This window comes from Streptomyces longisporoflavus, assembly GCF_014649775.1.
Classification (GTDB): Bacteria; Actinomycetota; Actinomycetes; order Streptomycetales; family Streptomycetaceae; genus Streptomyces; species Streptomyces longisporoflavus.
On record NZ_BMTR01000003.1, the window covers coordinates 391,020 to 413,099 of the forward strand.

17 protein-coding genes are annotated in these 22,080 nt (G+C 71.4%); 4 read left to right on the forward strand and 13 right to left on the reverse strand.

What is annotated here, in order from left to right; all coding sequences use genetic code 11:
• Positions 1-24: 24 nt before the first annotated feature.
• The 9 genes from IE226_RS08370 to IE226_RS08410 all read right to left on the reverse strand — a co-directional run bounded on the left by IE226_RS08370 (position 25) and on the right by IE226_RS08410 (position 10,898).
• The gene (locus tag IE226_RS08370) at positions 25-1,344 is read right to left on the reverse strand and encodes a coiled-coil domain-containing protein (RefSeq protein ID WP_190080390.1); all 1,320 of its coding nucleotides are present in this window, start codon (positions 1,342-1,344) and stop codon (positions 25-27) included.
• A gap of 40 nt (positions 1,345-1,384) precedes the next feature.
• Positions 1,385-2,395, reverse strand: a complete 1,011-nt coding sequence (locus IE226_RS08375) for a glutamate ABC transporter substrate-binding protein (protein ID WP_190080391.1) — start codon at positions 2,393-2,395, stop codon at positions 1,385-1,387.
• 17 nt (positions 2,396-2,412) lie between these two features.
• Positions 2,413-3,876, reverse strand: a complete 1,464-nt coding sequence (locus IE226_RS08380) for a GlnX family signal transduction membrane protein (protein ID WP_190080560.1) — start codon at positions 3,874-3,876, stop codon at positions 2,413-2,415.
• Positions 3,877-4,161: 285 nt separating this feature from the next.
• Positions 4,162-5,160, reverse strand: a complete 999-nt coding sequence (locus tag IE226_RS08385; RefSeq protein WP_190080392.1) for an N-acetylglucosamine kinase — start codon at positions 5,158-5,160, stop codon at positions 4,162-4,164.
• The gene (locus IE226_RS08390; RefSeq protein WP_190080393.1) at positions 5,151-6,416 is read right to left on the reverse strand and encodes a 6-phospho-beta-glucosidase; all 1,266 of its coding nucleotides are present in this window, start codon (positions 6,414-6,416) and stop codon (positions 5,151-5,153) included. Before IE226_RS08390 ends, IE226_RS08385 begins: the two co-directional genes overlap by 10 nt.
• A gap of 8 nt (positions 6,417-6,424) precedes the next feature.
• Positions 6,425-7,336, reverse strand: coding sequence for a carbohydrate ABC transporter permease (locus IE226_RS08395; RefSeq protein ID WP_190080394.1), 912 nt, complete (start codon positions 7,334-7,336; stop codon positions 6,425-6,427).
• 9 nt (positions 7,337-7,345) lie between these two features.
• Positions 7,346-8,281, reverse strand: a complete 936-nt coding sequence (locus IE226_RS08400) for a carbohydrate ABC transporter permease (RefSeq protein WP_190080395.1) — start codon at positions 8,279-8,281, stop codon at positions 7,346-7,348.
• A 15-nt stretch (positions 8,282-8,296) separates the two neighbouring features.
• Entirely contained in the window at positions 8,297-9,637 is a 1,341-nt protein-coding gene (locus IE226_RS08405; RefSeq protein WP_190080396.1) for an ABC transporter substrate-binding protein, read from the reverse strand.
• Between the two features lie 82 nt (positions 9,638-9,719).
• Entirely contained in the window at positions 9,720-10,898 is a 1,179-nt protein-coding gene (locus tag IE226_RS08410; protein WP_190080397.1) for an ROK family transcriptional regulator, read from the reverse strand.
• Between the two features lie 305 nt (positions 10,899-11,203).
• Between IE226_RS08410 and istB the strand changes: the two genes are divergently transcribed.
• Positions 11,204-12,400 carry an IS21-like element helper ATPase IstB gene (gene istB, locus IE226_RS08415; RefSeq protein ID WP_229870625.1) on the forward strand — a complete coding sequence of 399 codons (1,197 nt, stop codon included), beginning with the start codon at positions 11,204-11,206 and terminating at the stop codon, positions 12,398-12,400.
• 39 nt (positions 12,401-12,439) lie between these two features.
• Here the strand turns inward: istB and IE226_RS08420 are convergent, their stop codons facing one another.
• On the reverse strand, positions 12,440-13,522 hold the full coding sequence (locus tag IE226_RS08420) for a mechanosensitive ion channel family protein (protein WP_190080399.1): 1,083 nt from the start codon (positions 13,520-13,522) through the stop codon (positions 12,440-12,442).
• A 266-nt stretch (positions 13,523-13,788) separates the two neighbouring features.
• On the opposite strand from IE226_RS08420, the gene IE226_RS08425 reads away from it, so the two are divergent.
• Positions 13,789-14,325, forward strand: a complete 537-nt coding sequence (locus IE226_RS08425) for an HNH endonuclease (protein WP_190080400.1) — start codon at positions 13,789-13,791, stop codon at positions 14,323-14,325.
• 72 nt (positions 14,326-14,397) lie between these two features.
• Here the strand turns inward: IE226_RS08425 and IE226_RS08430 are convergent, their stop codons facing one another.
• From IE226_RS08430 to IE226_RS08440, 3 genes are all read right to left on the reverse strand, one after another.
• Positions 14,398-14,850, reverse strand: a complete 453-nt coding sequence (locus IE226_RS08430) for a hypothetical protein (RefSeq protein ID WP_190080401.1) — start codon at positions 14,848-14,850, stop codon at positions 14,398-14,400.
• Positions 14,847-16,187: a hypothetical protein gene (locus tag IE226_RS08435; RefSeq protein ID WP_190080402.1), complete on the reverse strand. Its 1,341-nt coding sequence runs from the start codon at positions 16,185-16,187 to the stop codon at positions 14,847-14,849. Before IE226_RS08435 ends, IE226_RS08430 begins: the two co-directional genes overlap by 4 nt.
• A gap of 118 nt (positions 16,188-16,305) precedes the next feature.
• Positions 16,306-19,269, reverse strand: coding sequence for a glycoside hydrolase family 84 protein (locus IE226_RS08440; RefSeq protein WP_190080403.1), 2,964 nt, complete (start codon positions 19,267-19,269; stop codon positions 16,306-16,308).
• A 311-nt stretch (positions 19,270-19,580) separates the two neighbouring features.
• On the opposite strand from IE226_RS08440, the gene IE226_RS08445 reads away from it, so the two are divergent.
• Positions 19,581-19,817: a hypothetical protein gene (locus IE226_RS08445; RefSeq protein ID WP_160505071.1), complete on the forward strand. Its 237-nt coding sequence runs from the start codon at positions 19,581-19,583 to the stop codon at positions 19,815-19,817.
• The gene (malQ, locus tag IE226_RS08450; RefSeq protein WP_190080404.1) at positions 19,818-22,079 is read left to right on the forward strand and encodes a 4-alpha-glucanotransferase; all 2,262 of its coding nucleotides are present in this window, start codon (positions 19,818-19,820) and stop codon (positions 22,077-22,079) included. It abuts the gene before it with no gap.
• Position 22,080: the final 1 nt, after the last annotated feature.

Consider the following 22,080-nt stretch of genomic DNA (forward strand, 5'->3'; position numbering starts at 1 on the left):
GTCGCTGGCACTTCCGCTGCTCACTCATGCTTCCCCCCTCCGGTCGGTGGGACCGCCCTGTTGCGGGACCCTCGGTGCAAGGACTTCGGCGGCCGCCTGCTGATAACGAAGCACGGCCTGCTCGGCGACGCGCAGATCGCAGGGAGCGCTCCACAGCATGCGGCGCGCGGCGTCGTACCGCTCGATCAGGAAGGGGTCCTCCGCGTGGCCGAGCCGCGAGACCTTCGCCTTGTACGCGTCCAGGCGTCCGCGCAGCTCCGCGCGGACGGCCAGGGGCTGGGTGACGGCGGTCAACGACTCGCGGGCCCGCATCAATTCGTCCTCGGCCTTCTGCTCCAGGGACTCAAGGAGCGGGGAGAGGCGGTGCCACTGGGCGTGCCTGCGGTACTCGGAGGCCATCGCCAGCTGCTCCTGGAGCGCGGTGGAGGGGCCGCTGACGGCGGGCACCTCGGACGCGGCGATCTTGGCGAGGACCTCGCCGCGCGCGGAGCGTGCCTCGGCCAGCGTGCGGTCCGCGCGCGAGAGCACGTCGCGCAGCCTGCCCAGCCGCAGCTCCGCGTCCTGCCGGACGGTGAGCACCGCGTCGATCTCACGGCGCACGTCCTCCAGGGCACGGGCCTCGCGGTCGTACCGCTCGGTGTGCGGACGGCCGCCGCCGGGGGCCGAACTGCCCTGCGCGGGCTGCCAGAAGGCCAGCGGATCGGACACCACCTGCTCGCGCAGGCGCGTCAGCTCGGCCGTGATCCGCTCCAGGTCGTCGCCCGCCGGGTGCTCGCCAGGGCGTACTCCCACGGAGTGCGCGAGCTGGCGGGTGCGGTGCAGCTCGGCGGCCAGGAGGTCTATCCGGGCGGGCAGCGCCGACCAGACCGCGTCGGCGGCGACGACCATGTCGAGCGAGTGCGCGTACAGGTCGTTCATCCGTGAGACGAGGTCGATGAGGGTGAAGCGTTCGGTGAGTTTGGCCGGTCCGGTGATCGAGGACGACGGCGCGGGGGCGGCGCCGCCGGCGACGGTGACGCTCTCACCGCGCAGCAGCTCGGTCAGCTCCACCAGGTCGTCCCTGTTGGGCCACCGTCTGCGCATCCGCACCTCGTGGGCCGCGCGCAGGGCGGCGGCGTACGCGTCGAAGTACGCCCACAGGAGCGTGATCTGCTGCTCGGTGGACTGCCAGCGCTCCTGCGTGACGCCGGTGAGACCGGCACCTTCGAGGAGTCGGCGGCCGGCGTGATCCTGAAGGGCGAGGAGCGAGGTCTCGATCGCCTCGTGCTCGGCGTCGAGCCGCGCCAGCGCACGGTCCACCTCGTCCCGGTCCATCACAGGACCGGGGGGTCCCGCGACGCTCATCGATCACCTCTCCGCTCTGGGTTGCTGTGCACGTCCGGCGTCAGTCCTCGTACTTCGGCGCGGGGGGTCCCGCCGATTCGCCGAGCGCCGCCTTCAGCCACTTGTCGTACGACTTCTGCCAGCCGCTCTCGCGATAGTCCTCCAGAACCTTGTTGACCCGCCGCACCAGGTCGTCCTCGCCCTTCTCGGGCTTCTTCATCGCCACGCCGTAGTACTCGGTGTTGAGCGGTGCGTCGCCCTTCAGCTCGATCGTCGGGTCCTGCGCGGCCTGGCTCGCGGCGAGCGCGCTGTCGGTCACGACGGCGTCCACCTCGCCGAGCTGGAGCCTTACCAGGCAGTCGAGTTGGTTCGGGACCGTAGTACCGATGTCGGCACCGAGGCCCTTCTTCTTGAGCTCCTCCAGCTTGGTCAGTGCCGTGGAGCCCTTCGCGGAGCAGACCTTCTTGCCGTCGAGGGACTCGTCGAACCCGGTGATGTCCGAGGACTTGGGGGCGAGCACCTGCTGGCCGGTCTTGAAGTAGGCGGTGGAGAAGGAGACTTCCTTCTCGCGGTCGCAGGTGATCGTCATGGTCCGTACGACCATGTCGACCTGGCCGCTCTGTATCGCCTTGACGCGCTGGTTGGTGGGGATGGCGCGGAAGAGGACGGCGTCGCGGTCGCCCAGTATCTCCTCGGCGATCTTGTGCGCGAGGTCGATGTCGAAGCCTTCGAGCGTGGCCGTCTTCTTGTTCGGGTCGCGATATCCCCAGCGGTAGCTGTTCTGGTCGACGCCGACGATGAGCTTCTTGACCTCGCGGTCGCGGATGGCGTCGATCGTCGGGCCGTCCTTGTCGGCGGGCGACAGGCTCTGCTCGGGGGTCGTGCACTCCTCGGCGCGCGCGGGGGCGGCCTCGGCGGCCCCTTGTGCGGACCGGTCCGCGCTCCCGGCCGACCCGGCCGCGCCGCCCGCCTCCGGCAGAGCGAGCACGAGGGAGCCCGTGAGCGCGCAGGCCACCGCCATGGCGGCAGCTCCGCCCCAGCCGCGCAGCCGCGCCAGTCCTTGCGTACGCATCGTCCGCTCGCCCCCTCTCACCTGTACTCCGACAGCCTGCGCCCGATGCCGAGCACGGCGCCCGCGGCGGCAAGGACCGCGAGTACGGCGGCGCCCACCGGGAGGCCCGTCATCGCTCCCTTGCCGTCCTTGGCCGCCTGCTTGAATTCGCCGCGCTCGTGCGTGAGCGCCGTTTCGAGAGCGCTGTCGACGTTGTCGAAGCACTCGCCGGTGGGCTCGTCGCTCTTGTCGCCGACGACCTTGGCGAGCGCGCCCTTGTAGTCACCCGCGTCGTCGCTGTCCCGCGCGGTCTTGTGCCGGTCCTTCCAGACCGAGACGTTCTCCGCGGCCGCCTTGACGGGATTCTTGCCCTCCGCGTCCTCGGCGATGGCCGCGGCCTTGCCGAGCAGCCCGCTGTCGGCGCTGCCGAGCTGCTTCATCTGTGCTTGGTAGTCGACGTCGAACTTGTCCTTGATCTCCTTGTCCGCGCCCACCTCGACGGTCTCCGCGCCGCGGCTGACCAGCGTGAGGTTTTCGTTGCTGCGGGCCTTGAGCGAGCTGATGCGGGCGTCGTTCAGGACGTTCAGGGACTTCACGCCGTGGTCGTAGGAGTCGCCGAGGCCCGAGCGCGCGAAGCTGTGCCCGGCGACCAGCCAGAGCAGCACGACCGTGGACGCGGCGGTGGCCGCGACGAGGCCGTGGTTCAACACGCGGTTCGTACGGCGGTAGTTGCGGCGCTGGGCCCAGAAGAGGGCGCCGAGCGCGAGCAGGCCGAGGGCGATGGCGAACCAGGGATAGGGCTTCGCGTCGGCGTAGTCGCTGTTCAGGCGCTGCTTCTCCGCGGTATAGAGCTGCTCGGCCGCCGGGAGCATCTGGTTTTGCATCTTGTCGTTCGCGTACCGCAGATAGGCGCCGCCGAGCGGGAGGCCCTGGCGGTTGCTCGCGCGGGCCCGCTCGATCAGGCCGGTGTACTCCGGGAGCAGCTTGTTCAGCTTGCTCACCGAGTCGGCGGCCGACGAGCCCGAGCCCGCGTTCGACGCGGCGTTGGCCAGCTTCTCGGAGGCAACGTCGATGTCGCGGTTGTACCGGTCGCGCACCTGGGCCGGTTCCTGTCCGCCCGCCAGGAAGCCGCTGGAGGCCGCCGTGTTGGCGTCGGCGAGGGAGCGGTAGATGGCCGCCGCGTCGTCGCTCAGCGGCTGGCTGCGGTTCAGGACGCTGTTCGCGGCGGCCGAACGCTCCGACATCTGCCAGGTGGTGACCGCGCCGAACGCGACGACGAGCAGCGCGAGGACGGCGCCGATGATGCGCAGCCTGCCCGGTTCGGTCGTCGCCGCCGCACGCAGCCGGTCCCGGCTCTCCACCCACGCGGGACGCCGGGGCGGCGCACCCGGCACGGCCTGTGCGGGCGCGGCGGAGCCCGGACCCGCCTGCGGCGGGACGGCCGGCATGCTCGGCGCGGCCTGTCCCGGCGGCGCTGCGCTGCCGTTCGGCGGGTATGTCACCTCGACCTCGACCTCCCCCTCGGTCATCGGACGTCCACTTCCGCCCGGCGTGCGCGGTGCGGGAAGAAGTGCACGGCCGCAAGTATTGCCGCAGGGACTGACATCCGCACAGGCATTGACCTGATCTTGTGCGGATCATCGTGTCCGGATCACTGTGTCCGGATCTTTCCCGTCACCCCGTCCGGATCATGCAAGATCGCATGCCTCCCCTGCCCTTGAATACGCGATTGAGGGGGGTTCGGTTCCCTTCCGGGCCCATGAACCCGGCCGCGCGGGCCTCCCGTGTCACCCCCGTGCCGGGCCCGCGCCCTCGTAATGGGCCCGCACGCGCGCGTGCACCTCGGTGGAGGAGCCCACCTGGTCAAGGCCGAGCAGCGCGGCGCCGAGCACGGGCCGGGCCACCACGACACGCGCCTCCGCCTTGGGCGCCCGTTCGGCGAGCAACGCGCGTATGCGATCGTCCAGTTGCGGATGCCGGGCGGCAAGGACGCTGCCGCCGAGCAGCACCGGGGCCTCCTCGCCGAGCAGGCCGAGCCGGTCGAGGGCCACGGTCGACATGGCCACCACCTCGTCGGCCATCCGGTCCACGAGCGAGCGCGACACCGGGTCGCCCGCCGCCGCCGCGGCGAAGAGCACCGGCGTCAGCTCATGCCGCCGTACCGCGGGTATGGAGCCCAGGTGCAGCGCCTCGATCAGCGCGTACATGGAGGGCAGGCCGAAGTGCGCGGGCAGCGCCTCGCGCAGCGCGGTGGCCTCGCCGCGGCCGTCCTCGGCCCGCGCCGCGTACCAGAGCGCCTCCTCGGCGAGGCCGCCACCGCCGCCCCAGTCGCCGGAGAGGCGGCCGATCGCGGGAAAGCGCGCGGTGCGCCCGTCGGGCAGCATGCCCACGCAGTTGATGCCCGCCCCGCACACCACGGCGACACCCCGCGGCTCGGCGTCCTCGAGGAGCCCCGCCCGCAGGATGGCGAAGGTGTCGTTGCGCACGTCCACCGACGGGCCCCACGCGCGCCCGCGCAGCGCGCCCGCCAACTCCCGCTCCTCCACCGGCAGATCGGCGTTGGCCAGACAGGCGGAGACGTGCCCCACGGAGTCGGTGCCCGCCTGCGCCAGGGCCCGCGTCACCGCCTCCTGCAGGATGTCCACCGCGGCCTCTACGCCGACCCGCGGCGGCTGGAACCCGCCGCCGCGGGCCGCGCCGACGACCTCGCCGTCGGCCGCGACCACCGCGACATCGGTCTTGCTGTTGCCCGCGTCGATCGCGAGCACGCTCGTGCCTACGCCCACGCCAGGTGCTCCCGGTTGTGCGCGACGAGGCTGTCGGTGAGCTGCTCCGCGTACGCGTACTGCCCGACCAGCGGGTGGGCGAGCAGCGCCTTGAAGACGCGCTCGCGGCCACCGTGCAGCGCCGCCTTCAGCGCGAGGTCCTCGTAGGCGGTGACGTTGGAGATGAGCCCGGCGTACAGCGGGTCGAGCTTCGGCACCGCGAGAGGCTTGGCGCCCGAGCCGTCCACCGACGCCTGCACCTCGATGACCGCGTCGTCCGGCAGGAACGGCAGCGTGCCGTTGTTGACGGTGTTGACCACCTGGTGGGGGCTGCCGCCGTTGCCGAGCAGCGAGGCCGCCAGGTCCACGGCGGCCTCCGAGTAGAAGGCGCCGCCGCGCTTGCCCAGCAGGGCCGGCTTCTCGTCGAGCGCGGGGTCGCCGTACATCTCCAGGAGCTCGCGCTCCATCGCGGCGACCTCTGCGGCCCGCGACGGCTTGGTCCGCAGTTCCTCCACCACGGCGTCGTGCTGGTAGAAGTAGCGCAGGTAGTACGAGGGTACGACGCCGAGCCGGTCGACGATCTCGCGCGGCATGCGCAGGTCCGCGGCGACCGCGTCCCCGTGCTCGGCGAGGAGCCCCGGCAGGATGTCGTCGCCGTCCGGGCCTCCGAGACGTACGCCTGTCTCCCACGTCAGGTGGTTGAGCCCCACGTGGTCGAGGTGCACCTCGCCCGGCGCCACGTCGAGCAGCTTGGCGAACTTGCGCTGGAAGCCGATCGCCACGTTGCACAGGCCGACGGCCTTGTGACCGGCCTGGAGCAGCGCCCGCGTGACGATGCCCACCGGGTTGGTGAAGTCGATGATCCAGGCGTCCGGGTTCGTGCGCCGTACGCGCTCGGCGATGTCGAGGACGACCGGGACCGTGCGCAGGGCCTTGGCGAGGCCGCCCGCGCCGGTGGTCTCCTGGCCGACGCAGCCGCACTCCAGGGGCCAGGTCTCGTCCTGCTGACGTGCCGCCTGCCCGCCGACGCGCAGCTGGAGCAGCACGGCGTCGGCGTCGGCGACGCCCGCGTCCACGTCGGAGGTGGTGACGATGCGGCCGGGGTGGCCCTGCTTGGCGAAGATGCGCCGGGCGAGGCCGCCCACCAGCTCAAGACGGTCGGCCGCCGGGTCCACGAGGACGAGTTCCTCGATCGGCAGGGTGTCCCTCAACCGTGCGAATCCGTCGATGAGTTCGGGTGTGTAGGTCGACCCTCCGCCGACCACTGCGAGCTTCATTTCGGTTCTCAGCCCTTTACTCCGGTGAGGGTGACGCCTTCGACGAAGGCCTTCTGTGCGAAGAAGAAGATGATGATGACGGGGGCCATGACGAGCAGCGTCGCGGCCATGGTCATGTTCCAGTTGACCGCGTGGGCGCTCTTGAACGACTCCAGGCCGTAACTCAGTGTCCAGGCACCGGGGTTCTGGGCCGCGTAGATCTGCGGTCCGAAGTAGTCGTTCCAGCAGTAGAAGAACTGGAAGAGCGCGATGGCCGTGATGCCGGGCTTGGCCATCGGCACGACGATCTTGATCATGGTGCGGAACTCTCCGCAGCCGTCGACCTTCGCCGACTCGATGTACTCCTTGGGAATGGTGAGGAGGAACTGCCGCAGAAGGAAGATCGAGTACGCGTCACCGAACGCCATCGGGATGATCAGCGGCCACAGCGTGCCCGACAGGTGGAACTGCTGGGCCCACACCAGATACATCGGAATCACGATGACCTGCGGCGGCAGCATCATCGTCGAGATGACGAGCAGCATCGCGGTGCGCCGGCCGCGGAAGCGGAACTTGGCGAGCGCGTAGGCCACGGGGATCGCCGAGCAGACGGTGAAGAGGGTGCCGAGACCCGCGTACATCAGGGAGTTGCGCCACCAGTCGAGGAAGCCCGGGGTCTCGAACACGGCCTTGTAGTTCGACCAGTTCCAGGAATCGGGCCACAGGTCGCCGCTCATCGCCTGAGAGTCGCTCATCACCGACGTCAGGAAGACGAAGACGAACGGCAGGACGAAGAGCAGCGCGACGGCTATCGCCACACTGTGCACGGCGATCCAGTGCAGGATTCGCTTGCGGCGGGCACGGGCGGCGGCGGGCCCTCCGGGCCCGGGAGCGGTGTGTTCGGGCGCCGCGGCGGGCGCGGCGAGAGTCGTGGAAGTCATCGGGAGTCCTCAGTCCTCCGCCGCGAGCAGCCCGGAGCGCTTGCGCATCAGGAGCAGCGTGACGGCCATGGCGATGGCGAAGAGCACGAGCGAGAGCACGCACGCGGCACCGGTGTTGAAGTTCTGGAAGCCCATCTGGTAGACGAGCTGGGGAACCGTGAGGGTCGAGTGGTCCGGGTAGCCGGGCTGGATCACCGAGCCGGGGCCGATGTTGACGCCGGAGGCGACCTTCCCCGCGACCAGGGCCTGCGTGTAGTACTGCATGGTCTGCACGACGCCCGTGACCACCGCGAACATCACGATCGGCGTGATCGCGGGCCAGGTCACGTAGCGGAATTTCGCCCACGCCCCCGCGCCGTCCAGATCGGCGGCCTCGTACTGCTCCTTGGGCACGTCGAGCAGGGAGGCCATGAAGATGACCATAAGATCGCCGATGCCCCAAAGGGACAACAGCACGAGCGAGGGCTTGGCGGTGTCCGGGTCGTTGAACCAGTTCGGCCCGGAGATCCCGACCGCTTCGAGGATCTCGTTCACCGGCCCCGTGCCCGGATTGAGCAGGAAGACGAAGGCGACGGTGGCGGCGACCGGCGGGGCGAGGTACGGGATGTAGAAGGCGGTGCGGAAGAAGCCGGCGCCCGTCTTGATCTTCGTGATGAGCAGCCCGAGCGAGAGCCCGAAGACCACGCGCACGGCCACCATGATCACGACCAGCCAGAGGGTGTTCCACAGGGCCGGGCCGAACAGGGGCATCTGCTCGAACACGTACTTCCAGTTCCGCAGGCCCACGAAGGTGGGCTCCTTGATCTGGTTGTAGTGCATGAACGAGAAGTAGACGGTCGCGATCAGCGGGTACGCGAAGAAGACGCTGAACCCGACCAGCCAGGGGGACAGGAACCCGAGCGTGCGCAGTCTGCGGCGCGCGGGGTTGGAGAGGGAAAGTGCCATGGCGGTGTCCTCGGCTCAGCTCTTCGACTGGAGGGTGTCGGCGTCGATCTGCTCGTCGAGCTTCTTCAGGCCCTTGCGCAGATCGGGGACGCGTCCGGACTCGACGCCGTACGCGAAGTCCATCAGCGAGACGACATAGGCGCCGCCGTTGACGGAGGGCGGCAGGGCCTTGCTGTGCTTGTTCTCCAGGATGTCGAAGAAGGTCCGGAAGGTCGGATCGGCGTCCAGGTCGGGCGACTTGAGCGCCGCGAACGTGGAGGGCACGTTGTGGATGGCGTTTGCGAAGGCCACGACCTGCTTCGTGTCCGCGGTCAGGAACCGCACCAGCTCCCAGGCGGCGTTCTGGTGCTTGCTGCTGTGCGCGATCCCGGCGACGGTGCCGGTGATGAAGCCGCGTCCGTACGTGTCGGCCTGGTCGTCCGGGACGGGCAGCGGGGCCACGCCCCAGTCGAACCCGGCCTTCGCCTCGTCCAGCATCAGACCGCGCCACTCGCCGTCCAGATGCATGGCCACCTTGCCGGTGAGGAAGGCGTTCTGGTTGGACATCTCGTCGCCGAACGACATCCGGAACTTCTCCAGATCCCTGAACCCGCCCTGTGCCTCGGCCAGTTGCCGCGCGGTCTTGAAGAACTCGTACGTCGAGGGCTCGTCGGCGAGCCGCGAGTCACCGTCGGCGTCGAAGTACCGGGGACCCCACTGCGCGAAGAGCCGGTCCGGACTGTTCTGGTAGAAGCGGAAGTTGGGCATGAACCCGACCTGCTTGTACGAGTCCCCGCCGCTGCGAATCGTCAGCTTCTCCGAGACCTCTTCGAACTCGGACATGGTGCGCGGCGGCCGCTCGATGCCCGCCTTCTTGTAGGCGTCCTTGTTGTAGTACATCCCGAAGGCGTCCGCGAGCAGCGGCAGGGCGCACTGACTGCCCCGGTAACTCGTGTAGTCGAGCAGCGTCCGGGGAAAGGTCTTGCGCTTGTCGAGACCGGTCTTCCTCATGAACGGATCGAGGTCCGCCCACATCCCGGAGTCGCAGTACTGGCCCACGTTGTTGGTGGTGAACGAGGACACCACGTCGGGGGCCTTGTCGCCGCCCGCCCGCAGGGCCTGGTTGACCGTCTCGTCGGATACGTTCCCGGTGGCCCGCACCCTGATGTTCGGGTGGAGCTTCTCGAAACGGTCGATGCTGTCATCGACGGCCTTGACCTCGCCGGGCGTCGACCAGCCGTGCCAGAACTTCAGGGTGACGGGTTTCGTCGGGTCGTCGTTCGCGCTGCCGACGCTCGGATTGGCGCAGCCGGAGAGCAAGAGGCCGGCTGCGGCGAGCGCCGCGGACGCGCAGATGGGCATGCGCCATCGCGGCATGGCGGACTTCCTTTACGGAGTACGGGGAGAAAGGGGTGCTTCAGTACGGGGAGAAGGGGGTCTTCGTGCGTGGAGGTGGAGCTCAGGCCGTGTCGAAGACCTGGTCGCGGGCCCGGGTGAGGGCCGAACGCAGGGCGCCGGAGAGGATGGGGTCGCCGTCGAGCTCGCTGATGCGGATCTGCGGGCGCGGCAGCGCGAGCCCCGTCAGCTCCTCCTCGACCCTGAGGCACAGCTTGTCGCCGCCCGCCCGGGCCACCGAGCCGGAGAGCACGACGAGTTCGGGGTCGACGACGGCGACGACCGCGGCGATCCCGGTGGCGAGGCGGCGTGCGACCTCGGCGAGCACGGCGTCGTCGGCGAAGGCGTCCGCCAGCGTCGCCGCGCCGCCCGCGAGTTGCCGTACGACCGGCGCGGAGACCAGGCTCTGGAAACCGCCGCCTCCGTCAGGGCCGCGCGTCGCCTCGGGCCCGCCGTGCGCCAGCGGGGCGCCCGGCAGCGGCATGTAACCGATCTCGCCCGCACCGCCCGTCGCGCCGCGCAGCAGATTGCCGCCGAGCACGATGGCGGCGCCGACACCGTCGTCGAGCCAGGTGAGGACGTAGTTGTCGTGGTCCTGGGCGGCGCCTTCGTACTGCTCGGCGACCGCGGCCAGATTGACGTCGTTCTCGATGTCGACGGGCGTGCCGAGGACGGCGGCGAGATCGTCGCGCAGCGTCCGCGAGTGCCAGCCCGGCAGATGCGGGGCGTACCGCAGCTCGCCGGTGTGCGGGTCGATGGCGCCGGGGGTGCCGATCACCGCGGCCCGCAGGTCGTCGTGGCCGAGACCCGCCTGGCGCAGCGCCGCGTCGACGGCCTCCGCGACCAGTTGGGCGGTGCGGTGGCGCACGTCCTCGTCCACGGCCTCCGCCTCGACGCGGGCCCGCCCGATGACGGTGCCGGTGATGTCGGCGACGAGCGCGGTGATCCCGGTGGGGTCGGCGGAGAGGGCGGCGACATGTCCGGCGCCCGGATGGATCTCGTACAGCAGGGCGTTGGGCCCGGGGCGTCCGCTGAGGCTGCCCGTGGTGTGCACGAGGCCCGCGGCTTCCAGGCGGCCGAGCAACTGCGAGGTGGTGGGCTTGGAGAGTCCGGTCAGCTCACCGATGCGGGTGCGGGTGAGCGGGCCGTGCACGACGAGCAGGTCGAGCACCGCCCGGTCGTTCATGGCGCGCAGGACGCTGGGCGTGCCCGGGGTCCCCGGAGTGCTGCCTGCTGCTGCCATGACGACACCTGCTCTTCCAGTGACCGCTAACTGTTAGGAAACTTTCCAATTCGTGAGGACCGTACGACCGGCGTGAATCGGCCGTCAATAGCGGACGGCCCCGCGGCAACCAAGTCGTTACCTGGCGGGGTCCGGCGTTGCACGGAGTGCTCCTACCGGGGTCGGGCCGCCGATCTTGTCCGACTGGATTTCTATTAATCCCAACGGGTGGCACGAATTCAGATTGTCGGCGCCGGGCCACGAGAATGACGAGCCTTACGGCTGTTGGAGGTCCGGTGTCCCGCTCCATCTCGTCCCCACCGAACATGACCACCCTGGGGTGTTCCCTCTTCGCGACCCGCTGGCTCCAAGCACCCCTGTACTTCGGCCTGGTGGCCGCGCAGGGCGTGTACGTCTACAAGTTCTTCAACGAGCTGTGGCACCTCATCCACCACGTCGTCAGCGGGCACGCGGACGAGACGCACGTCATGCTCGCCGTCCTGAAGCTCGTCGATGTGGTGATGATCGCCAATCTGCTGATCATGGTGATCGTCGGCGGCTACGAGACCTTCGTCTCGCGGATCGGACTCCAGGGCCACCGGGACCAGCCCGAGTGGCTGTCGCACGTGAACTCGAACGTCCTCAAGGTCAAACTGGCCACGGCCATCGTCGGGATCTCGTCGGTGCACCTGCTCCAGATGTTCGTCAACGTGCACCACACACCGCGGCACGACCTGCTCTGGGGCACGGTCATCCACATGGCGTTCATCGCGTCGGCGGCGATCCTCGCGTACATGTCCGGGCCCATGGCGGCGCAGGAGGCGCGGGCGCGCAGTGTGCACAGGGAAGAGGACTCGCGGGCCGTGGTCATCCCGGTGCAGCGGGACGGCGGGGCGGCGGACGAGTCGTGTGCCGAAGGCGGCACGGGGACGGAGGAGCGGATCGAGGCCGCGGGGTTCCCCGCCAGGAAGGTCCTCGAGATGTTCGACGAGGGGCGTCTGCGGGCCCCCGAGCCGCAGGTGATCGCCCGCCTCGGCAAGGCCGACTTCGTCACCCGCAAGTCGAACGTCGTGCTGCTCGGCGGCCCGGGCACGGGCAAGACGCACCTGGCGATCGGCCTCGGCGTACGGGCCTGCCAGGCCGGACACCGGGTGCTGTTCGCGACCGCCGCAGAGTGGGGCGCCCGGCTCGCGGACGCCAAGGCGGCGGGCCGGCTCGGCAAGGAGCTCTCCCGCCTCGACGCGTATCCGGTGCTCGTCGTGGACGAGGTCGGCTACGTGCCCTTCGACTCCGAGGTCGCACGCCTCCTCTTCCAGCTCGTCTCGCACCGCTACGAGAAGGCGTCGGTGATCGTCACCAGCAACCTGGCCCTCGGACGCTGGAGCGAGGTGTTCGGGGACGGTGCGACGGCCACCGCGACGGTGGACCGCCTGGCCCACCACGCGGAGATCGTCGCCCTCGACGCCGACAGCTACCGGACGCGGCACCCGGGGCACCTGGAATCCGCCGGGCGCCCGCACTGACCCCGGGGACACCGACCCGGGGACGCACCGGACGTACCGCTACTTCGACAGATTCGGCGGCGGGGTTATCGGCGAGGCCGCGAGCGACTGCGGCGACGTCGTGGACGCGTACGCAGAGGGAGCCGCCATGCCCGCCGACGGGTCCGCGGCCGCCTCCTCCGTCGCCTGGAGCGGCAGGCCGCCCACGATACGGATGCCCGCCGCGTCGAAGGCCCGCTTGATGCGCCAGCGCAGCTCGCGCTCCACGCCGAGCGCGTTGCCCGGCATCGTCTTCGCGGAGACCCGTACGACCATCGAGTCCAGGAGCACGCTGTCCAGGCCGAGGACCTCGACCGGGCCCCACAGGCGCTCGTTCCACGGCTCGTCCTTGGCCATGGCCTCGCCCACCTCGACCAGCTTCTCCTGGATCTTCTCCAGATCCTCGTCCGGGCGGACGGTGACGTCCACGCCCGCCGTGGACCAGCCCTGGCTGAGATTGCCGATGCGCTTGACCTCGCCGTTGCGGACGTACCAGATCTCGCCGTCCTCGCCGCGCAGCTTGGTCACCCGCAGGCCGACCTCGATGACCTCACCCGATGCCACGCCCGCGTCGATCGAGTCGCCCACGCCGTACTGATCCTCCAGGATCATGAAGACGCCGGAGAGGAAGTCCGTGACGAGGTTGCGGGCGCCGAAACCGATCGCCACACCCGCGACACCCGCCGAGGCGAGCAGCGGGGCGAGGTTGATCTGGAACGTGCCGAGGATCATCAGCGCGGCCGTGCCCAGGATCAGGAACGACGCCACCGAGCGCAGCACCGAACCTATGGCCTGCGAACGCTGGCGGCGGCGCTCCACGTTGACCAGGAGACCGCCGAGCGCCGTTCCGTTCACGGACTGCGCCGTGCGGTTCATGCGTTCGATGAGCTTGGTGATCGAACGCCGGATGACCACGCGCAGGACGATGGCCACGGCGAGGATCAGCAGGATGCGGAGCCCGATGCCCAGCCACGCCGACCAGTTCTGCTCGACCCAGCTCGCGGCGTTCGTCGCGTGCTCCTGGGCGTCTTCCAGGGTCGGGGGCTTCGGCGTCGGTTTGTCGTCCGGGTCCGTTCCGGCTGTCGACAGGACGGACAGGAACACGGCAGGTACCTCCAGGCATAGCGGCCTGCCCAGGAGATGCACCGGGCAGAGACACCACACTAACGGGGCATTGTGTGTGGATCGTTGTGATGTTTGAGGGAGAGACAGTGCTCACTTGGGGAAGATGAGGGTGTTGTACATCTGTGGTCGAAAACACTCCGAGCCCGTTACGGGTACATGCTGGCGCTCGGACCAGGCATGAGGGGAGACTGGCTACAGATCGTCCCGGCGCGAGCCACGCGCCGCCGGCGTACAAGGAGGCATCCGTGCCGCACGTCCTGGTCCTTAATGCGTCGTACGAGCCCCTGGGCGTCGTACCGCTTCGCCGCGCGCTCGTCCTCGTCCTGGAGAACAAGGCTCTCTGCCTCGAGGAATCCGGCGCCTTCATGCACAGCGCAACGCGCACTGTCCCCGCACCCAGCGTGGTCCGCCTCAAGCGGTTCGTCCGGGTCCCCTACAGGGGGCCCGTTCCTCTGACCAGGCGGGCGCTCTTCGCCCGCGACGGCGGTCGGTGCATGTACTGCGGTGGCGTCGCAACCAGCGTCGACCACGTCATTCCGAAGAGCCGTGGCGGTCAGCACGCCTGGGAGAACGTGGTGGCGTCCTGCCGCCGCTGCAACCACACCAAGGCGGACCGCCATCTCCTGGAGCTGGGGTGGCGCCTGCGTCACAAGCCCGCGCCGCCCTCGGGGCTCGCGTGGCGCATCATCGGGACCGGGCATAGGGATCCGCGCTGGCTGCCGTACTTGCAGCCGTTCGGCGCGGACGACGCGATGGCCCGGATCGACGGCATTTCTGCCTGAGAGATCCGGGCTTTTACGTGTGGCCGGGGCGGTTCTACCGCTCCGGCCCTCCGGCACCGCTCCGGCCCGCGGTCACTGGCCGTTGCGCCGCTGCACGGCCGTGATCACCGCGGCGAGCGCCGCGACACCGCCGCCGAGCAGCCCTGCGCCCGCGCCCGCCGAACCGTGGTCGACGCAGTACTTGGCGATCCAGAGGTAGCCGACGATCCCGCCCGCGCCGAGGGTCACGCCGGTCACCACGCCCGCCGCCCGGAACCACACGTTGATCACGTCGAGGCGGCGGTTGTGCTCGGCGTCCCTGATGCGCTGGTCGACGAGCTTGTTCTTCATCTGGAATTCCTGCTCGACGAGCGACAGCATGCGCTCGGCCGAGTCCGACACCAGCTCGTTCCAGATCTTCATCTGCTCGCCGGACGGCAGCTCGCGGTACTCACCGGCCGCGGGCTGCGCCGCGGGTTCCGGGAACGTCTCCGGCTCCGGCGGGTTCTCCGGCTCCGGCGAGCGGGGTGGGACGGGGGCGGTCATGGAGTGGTCCCGTTGTCGTCGGGCGATGGGGATGAAGGGGGTGCGGGGGGAGCGGGGCGTGCGGAGGGTACGGGCGGGTCGGGCGGCCGGAGCCGGGGGACGGGCAGCCGGGCGTACAGGGCGTTCAGGGACTGCTCGACCGCGGCGCGGCTCTCCTCACGCGTGGGGCGCGCGGGCACCGGCTGCCGGGAGCGCACGGCGGTGTCCGGCAGCGGTGCCGGGAACCCCCAGGCGGTGAACACGCCGTCCATGAAGGCACGGTGCCGGGGCGCGGCCGGCGCCGTGCCGGGCGGGCGGGCGCGGGCGGGCGGTGTCCGCCGCCGGACGCCGAGGAGCCCGATGACGGCGAGCACCGCCCACAGCCCGAGCAGCACTCCCACGGCCCACGTCCCGCGCATCGGCGGCAACGCCCGCAGCAGCGCGAAGAGCAGGCCCGCGACCACCGCGACGGCCAGCAGGAGAAGGGCGAAGGGAGCGGCCGCGGAACATGCGGACGCGGTGGACTCGCGGGCCTTGGCCAGGGCGGGACGGGTGCGGTCGAGCCCCCGGGCGAGGGCACCGAGGCGGTTCCCGGGCACCGGCCCCCGCCCGCCGCGCCGGTCGGACGCGGTGAGCCGTACGTCGGGGCCGCCCGCGGTCAGGAGCCGGGCCCGCGGGTGACCGGCGAGCGCGTGCGCGGTGAGCGGGCCTTCGCCGCCGAGCGCGTCGGCCAGGAACGGCCGCGAGGAGCCGGGGTCCTGGTGGGCGGCGATCAGGGTGAGTCGGCCGGTGGCGCGTTGCGCCTGGTACTCGTACTGATCGTGGAGTGCCGCTTCGATCCAGGGCTCGTCCGGCCTGCCCGGTTCCAGGATCACGACGATGTGCCGGGCCGGGGACAGGTCGATGACGTCGAAGAATTTGGCGAGCGTCAGGCCGCCGCGGCAAAAGGGCCTGCCGTAGGTGTCGCCGACGCCCGAGGCGCCCGTGCAGTGGACGAGGAGCAGGTCGCGGGTGTCCCGGATGATGGCGGCGAGTCTGTGCGGGCTGTCCGGCGATGTGGTGTCGAACGTGACGACACGCTCCGGCTCCGTACGAAAGAGACTGTCGGGCCAGCGGGTCAGGGAGTCACGGACGGCTCGCGTGGCGAAGGGCGGCCCGGATTCGCGCCGTCCGGGGCCCGGCCGGTGCCACTCGTGCGGCAGCCCGGTCTCCGCGTCGTACCTGCCGTACCTGTCGTACCCGTCGTACCCGTCGTCCCACGGATCGCTCTCGTGGGCCGCACGCCGGCCGGCACCGCCCTCGTAGAGCAGAAGGGCGCGCGAGGACCGCGCGTCGGGCCGGTGCGCCCCTAATCGCATGCCGAACTCCCCCCGCCCTGGCCCCGACCGGGCCCCGCCAAGGTCTCGCGTCCATCATCGCGCGTCCGGGCGTCCGACTGGCAAGACCCACGGGCTTCCGGTTGACGTGCGGGGCCGCTTACGAGTCCTCCGCGACGGCGTAGGCCTCCACCGACCAGAGGGAGTAGCCGAAGCGCGTGGCCCGCTTGTCGCCCTGCACCCGGATGTACCGCGTGTCGCGGGCGTCCATGCGGACCGCCTCGCGGCCGCCCCTGCCGTCCCGCACGGTCGCCGCCGTGCGCCAGGTCTTGCCGTCCGCGGACGTCTGCACGCGGTAACCCGCCGCGTAGGCGTCCTGCCAGCGCAGGACGACCTGGCCGAGCCTGACCGGCTCCGCCAGCTCCAGCTGCCACCAGGCGCCGTCCTCGTACGGCGAGGACCAACGGGTCTTCGGGTCGCCGTCGTTGGCGCCGGACGCCGGGAAGTCCTTCGTCTCGTCGCCCGACGAGGACGCCTTCGCGCCGCGCGCCAGATCGGGTCCCGCGGTGCGCGGGTAGGCGCGGACCGAGACCGTCCGGGTCTCGCCGCCGAAGGTGACCGGAAGCTCGTACGTTCCCGCGCGCGTGCCCTCGGGCACGGTGACGTCGACCGGGACGTCCACCCGGGTGCCGCGCGGCAGGGTGGACTCGCGCGGGGTGCGCACCTCGATGCCCTCGGGGGCCTTCGCCGTGACCCTGCCCTCCACGTCGCCGGGGCGCAGGGACGTCAGCCTCGCCGTGATCCGCTGCGGTCCGCCGCCGATCTCCACGTCGGCCTCGGTGCGGGCCAGGGAGAAGCGGGCGTCGGGGGAGTCGGCGTACCAGGGGACGACGTGCCGGACGGTGCCCTCGGTGACCGTGACGCGGACGGCGTCGGCGCGCGGGTCGGCCTCCTTGCGCCCGGCGGCCCCGACCTCGGTGAAGCCCGTGCCGGACAGGCGGGCGATGCGGCGCCAGCCCTCGCCGGGGACATGGGCCTCGATGCCGCCCTTGGTGCCGGGGTCGGTCAGGGCCGTCACCGCCGCGAGGGGGCGGGCGCGGGGGGAGCGTACCGTCGCGCGGTCCGACGCCTGCTCGGTGTCCAGGCCCGCCCAGGTCTCGTACGCCTTCTGGGAGCGCGTCAGGAAGGGGGCGAGGACGCCCTTGCCGACCGTCGCTCCGGCGGCCTTCAGGTCTTTCTGGAGTCCGGTCAGGGTGCGCGACGCGCGCCAGGCGGCGGCGCCGTCGCCCGCGGACTGCGCGCGCAGCATGTCGACCGCCGTCTCGCCGGCTTCGCCGTAGCGCGCCAACTGCTCGATCCAGGGCCCGGCCTCGGCCTTGACGTCGCTGCCCGCGAGCCGCCGCGGCGCCTCCTTCATGACGGTGAAGGCGTCCCGGAGAGCCTGCGAGGACTTCTCGATGCGGGCGGCGTCGGTCGTCGTGCGCGCGCGCCAGAAGTCGTCCATGAGCGGGCGCAGATACGCCGATTCGTCGGCGCCGAGCACGGACGACGCGTCATTGCCCGCCAGGGCCCGCAAGGCACCGCGCGCCTTCTTGTCGCCGCCCGAGAGGTCGTCGATCGCGGCGAGCCAAGACTCGTGCGGGCGGTAGGCGCGGGGGTTCCAGGCGTAGTCGGCGGCCGTGAAGAGGGGGATGCGCGATGCGGACGGCTGCTCCATGGCGTTGCCGAGCAGCGCCGCGGAGCCGGTGGCCACGGCGGGCTCGCGGCCGGTGTAGGGGCCCAGGAAGATACGGTCCTGCGCGAAGTCGTTGACGGGGTAGTTGTCCATCGTCACCAGCGGATGCGAACCGAACGCCTTGCGGGCGCCCGCCAGTTCGCGCCCGGTGATGGTCCTGGGGACCACGCCGACGCCCGTCCACGCCACCTCGATGCCGTCCGCGAGCCGGTCCGCGATGGCGTCGCGGTACGCGGTCGAGCCGTCCTGGAAGTACTCCGTGGGCATCAGGGACAGCGGCTTCGCGCCGGGGTGGCGCTCGGCCAGGTGCGCGGCGACCGCGTTGGCGACGCGGGACTGCGCCTTGGCCGCGGCCTCGGGCCCCGAACCGAAGGCCTCGGCGTCCGCGTCGCAGTGCCACTCGCTGTAGCTGACGTCCTGGAACTGCAACTGGAAGGCGCGCACGCCCAGGGCCCACATCGCGTCGATCTTGCGGTTCAGGGCCTTGATGTCCTTGTCGGACGACATGCACATGGCCTGGCCGGGGGCGACGGCCCAGGCAAGCGTCACGTGGTTGCGCCTCGCCCGCTCGGCCAGGGCGCGGAAGTCGGCGCGCTGCCCGGCGGGGTAGGGCTCACGCCAGCGTGCCTGGCGGTAGAGGTCGTCGCCGGGGGCGTAGAGGTACCGGTTCTGCTTCGTGCGGCCCATGAAGTCCAGCTGGTCCAAGCGCTGTTCCCGGGTCCACGGAGTGCCGTAGAAGCCCTCCGTCATGCCGCGGACGGCGGTGCCGGGCCAGTCGCGGATCTGTACGCCGGGGACGGTGCTCCCGGCGGCGCTCTTCGTGACCAGCTGGCGCAGGGTCTGTACGCCGTGGAAGAGGCCGTCGTCGCCCGTGCCCGCGAGGGCGACGGTGTCCTGGCCGTCGATCCGGCCCACCGCGAGGCGGTAGCCGCCGGACGGGAGGTCGCGCCGGTCGCGGGCGCCCAGGGAACGCAGGGCCCGGTCGGCACCGGTGCCCTCGGTGCCGGTGCCCTCGGCACGGACGAGCAGCTTCCCGCCGGGCGCCGGGAGCGGGTCGCCGTCCTCCACCTCGGTGATCTTGCCGGCGCCCGCGTCACGGAGGAGGGCGCGCAGGGCCTCCATGGCGTACGGGTCCGGGTCCCGGCCGGTGACCAGGACGACCTCGTCCGTGACGGTGACCGGGGTCCCCGCCGCGTTCATCGACTGGGGGCGGGGCCAGACGGGGGGAAGGGCGCCGTCGGTCTCCCGGTCGTCGTCGGGAGAGGTGGCCGGGGTGCCGGGTTTGCCGGGGAGGCCGGGGGCGGCGACGGCGCCGGGGGCGCCGCCGAGCGCGCCTGCGATGACAGCGACCGCGATGGCCGCCGCGCCTTTCCTGCGCCGCAGTTGCACGGCCTCTCCTCGGTGTCCCTCGTCCTGATGATCACGTTTGGTGCTCTGGTTGTCTCAGGGTGTCACTGAGCCCACCACTCGCGTGGCCGGAGTGTCAACGGGCGTGGGTGTTGTGCGAGTTTTCTTCCGTGTGACATTGCCAGGCCTGAAACGCGGGACCACGGGGAAAGGAAGATCTTGCGTTCGCACCCCCTTCCGGGGAAACGAATGTGAGTACGCGCACGTTCATACAACGGATATGTCTGCGGCCCCGCGCACTGGGTAGGGCTGCTGCCGAAGACCAGTCCTGACCCCAGACAATGGAGCCCTACGTGCCCGCTTCCGCGAACCTCCTTCTCTCCGCTCTTTCCAAACAGGTCTCCGGGCCCGACTCCGGACTCGACGGCTCCTGCTCCTGCGGCTGCCTGGAGCCGCCCCTGACCAGCGAACCTCCGCTGGCCGACGCCGCACCCCTGACCAGCGAGCCGCCGCTCGCCGACGCCGCCCCTCTGACCAGCGAGCCGACCTCCACCGGCACCGCGTCGGGCCTGGCCTACATGGGGGTCTAGATGGCCCCACCCGGAGTCGCCGGATCCGCCGAAGCCCCCGAACCTGACGGAGCTCCCGAACCCGCCGGAGCTCCCGAACCCGCCGGATCCGCCGCGCCCACCGGACTCTCCCGTCTCGCCGCCCTGCACGGCGTGGCGACTTCCTACTCCCCGTCCCCGGACCGGACCGTTCCGGCCGACGACGCCGCGGTGATCGCCGCCCTGGCCGCCCTCGACGTGGACGCGAGCACCCCCGAGGCGCTGCGGCGCGCCCTCGCGGACCGTGAGACACAGCTGTCCGCCCGTCTCCTTCCGCCGACCGTGGTGGTGTGGCAGGGCGCTCCCCGCGCCGCCGTGCCCCTGGCGGGGCTGCCGCCGGGCACGCGGGTGCGCGTGGAGACGGAGCGGGGGGAGCGGTTCGAGTGGGAGACGGTCTCGGCGAGCGCCGAAGAGGCCGGGACGCGGCAGACGACGGCGCTGTCGGCGCGGTCGGCGCGGCTGCCGCAGTTGCCGCTCGGCGTGCACCGTATGCGGGCCGAAACCCCGGACGACCGCACGGCCACCGCTCACCTGGTCGTCGCCCCCGACCGGCTGCCGCCGCCGCGCGAGAAGACGTACGGCGTGCTCGTCCAGCTCTACTCCCTTCTCTCCCGGCGCTCCTGGGGCATGGGCGACCTCGGTGACCTCGCCGAGCTTGCCGCCTGGTCCGGACGGACCCTGGGTGCGGGATTCGTACAGGTCAACCCTTTGCACGCGGCCGTACCGAAGCCGCCCGACGGGCCGTCAGACCCCTCTCCGTACCGCCCCTCGTCGCGCCGCTTCCCGGACCCCGTCCACCTCCGCGTCGAGGCCGTCGAGGAGTTCGCCCACCTGGACGGCGAAGCCCGCGACCAGGCCGCCGCTCTCACGCGCCGGGCCGCGGCCCTGAGCGAAGCCGTCCTCCAGCAGGGCCAGTTGATCGACCGTGACGCGGTCTGGGCGCTCAAGCTCCAGGCCCTGGAACTGCTCCGCGAGGTCCCGCTCGGACCGGGACGGCGCGCCGCCTACAACGACTTCCTCGCCGAGCACGGCCAAGCCCTCGAAGACCACGCCACTTGGTACGCACTCGCCGAGAGGTACGGCCCCGACTGGCACACCTGGCCCGCCCCGCTGCGCGACCCCGCCTCGCCCGGAACCGCCCGCGCCCGCCGCGAGCTGATGGACCGTGTGGACTTCCACTGCCGTCTCGCCTGGCTCACCGACGCACAGCTGGCCGCCGCCCAGCGCTCCGCGCGCGAGGCGGGCATGGCCATCGGCCTCGTGCACGACCTCGCGGTGGGCGTGCACCCGGCAGGGGCGGACGCCTGGGCGCAGCAGCGGCACTTCGCCGCGGGCATGTCGACCGGCGCCCCGCCGGACGCGTTCAACGCGCGCGGCCAGGACTGGGGCCTGCCGCCCTGGCGCCCCGACCGCCTCGCCGAGTCCGGGTACGCCCCCTATCGCGCCCTCCTGCGCGGACTGCTCCGGCACGCGGGCGCGATCCGCATCGACCACGTGATGGGGCTCTTCCGGCTCTGGTGGGTCCCGGAGGGCCGCGCACCCACCGAGGGCACCTACGTCCACTACGACGCCGAGGCGATGCTCGCCGTCCTCACCCTGGAGGCGCACCGCGCGGGCGCCCTCGTCATCGGCGAGGACCTCGGCACCGTGGAACCCGGGGTCCGCGAGGCCCTTCAGCGCCGCAGCGTGCTCGGCACCTCCGTGCTCTGGTTCGAGCGGGACTGGGCGGGCACGGGACGGCCGCTGCCGCCGGAGAGCTGGCGCGCGGACTGCCTGGCCACCGCCACCACCCACGACCTGCCGTCCACCGCCGCCCGCATCACCGGCGAGCACGTGCAACTGCGCGACCGGCTCGGCCTGCTGACCCGCCCGGCGGCCGTGGAGCAGGCAGAAGCGGCGGCCGACGTGTCGGAGTGGCTCGCGCTGCTCTCCCGGCTCGGGATGCTGCCCGGCGGCGGGGGAAACGAGCAGGAGGAGATCCGCGCGGTCCACCGCTTCCTGCTCGCCACACCGGCCCGCATGGTCGGCATCTGGCTGCCGGACGCGGTGGGCGACCGCCGCCCGCAGAACCTCCCCGGAACCTGGGACCAGTACCCCAATTGGCGGCTGCCGATCGCCGACGCCGACGGCCGCCCCGTCACCCTGGAGGAACTCGCCGCCGCACCGCGCCTGCACGCGTTCATGGACGTGTTCCGCACACGCGAAGAACCCCGTACGGCACCCCCGGGCGCGCGGCCGCTTTAGC

Coding starts and splice junctions, on each gene's coding strand:
- IE226_RS08430 (WP_190080401.1), bottom strand. CDS start 14,850: ATGACCGCCCCCGTCCCACCCCGCTCGCCGGAGCCGGAGAACCCGCCG.
- IE226_RS08410 (WP_190080397.1), bottom strand. CDS start 10,898: ATGGCAGCAGCAGGCAGCACTCCGGGGACCCCGGGCACGCCCAGCGTC.
- malQ (WP_190080404.1), top strand. CDS start 19,818: ATGGCCCCACCCGGAGTCGCCGGATCCGCCGAAGCCCCCGAACCTGAC.
- IE226_RS08370 (WP_190080390.1), bottom strand. CDS start 1,344: ATGAGCGTCGCGGGACCCCCCGGTCCTGTGATGGACCGGGACGAGGTG.
- IE226_RS08400 (WP_190080395.1), bottom strand. CDS start 8,281: ATGGCACTTTCCCTCTCCAACCCCGCGCGCCGCAGACTGCGCACGCTC.
- IE226_RS08405 (WP_190080396.1), bottom strand. CDS start 9,637: ATGCCGCGATGGCGCATGCCCATCTGCGCGTCCGCGGCGCTCGCCGCA.
- IE226_RS08390 (WP_190080393.1), bottom strand. CDS start 6,416: ATGAAGCTCGCAGTGGTCGGCGGAGGGTCGACCTACACACCCGAACTC.
- istB (WP_229870625.1), top strand. CDS start 11,204: ATGACCACCCTGGGGTGTTCCCTCTTCGCGACCCGCTGGCTCCAAGCA.
- IE226_RS08375 (WP_190080391.1), bottom strand. CDS start 2,395: ATGCGTACGCAAGGACTGGCGCGGCTGCGCGGCTGGGGCGGAGCTGCC.
- IE226_RS08435 (WP_190080402.1), bottom strand. CDS start 16,187: ATGCGATTAGGGGCGCACCGGCCCGACGCGCGGTCCTCGCGCGCCCTT.
- IE226_RS08395 (WP_190080394.1), bottom strand. CDS start 7,336: ATGACTTCCACGACTCTCGCCGCGCCCGCCGCGGCGCCCGAACACACC.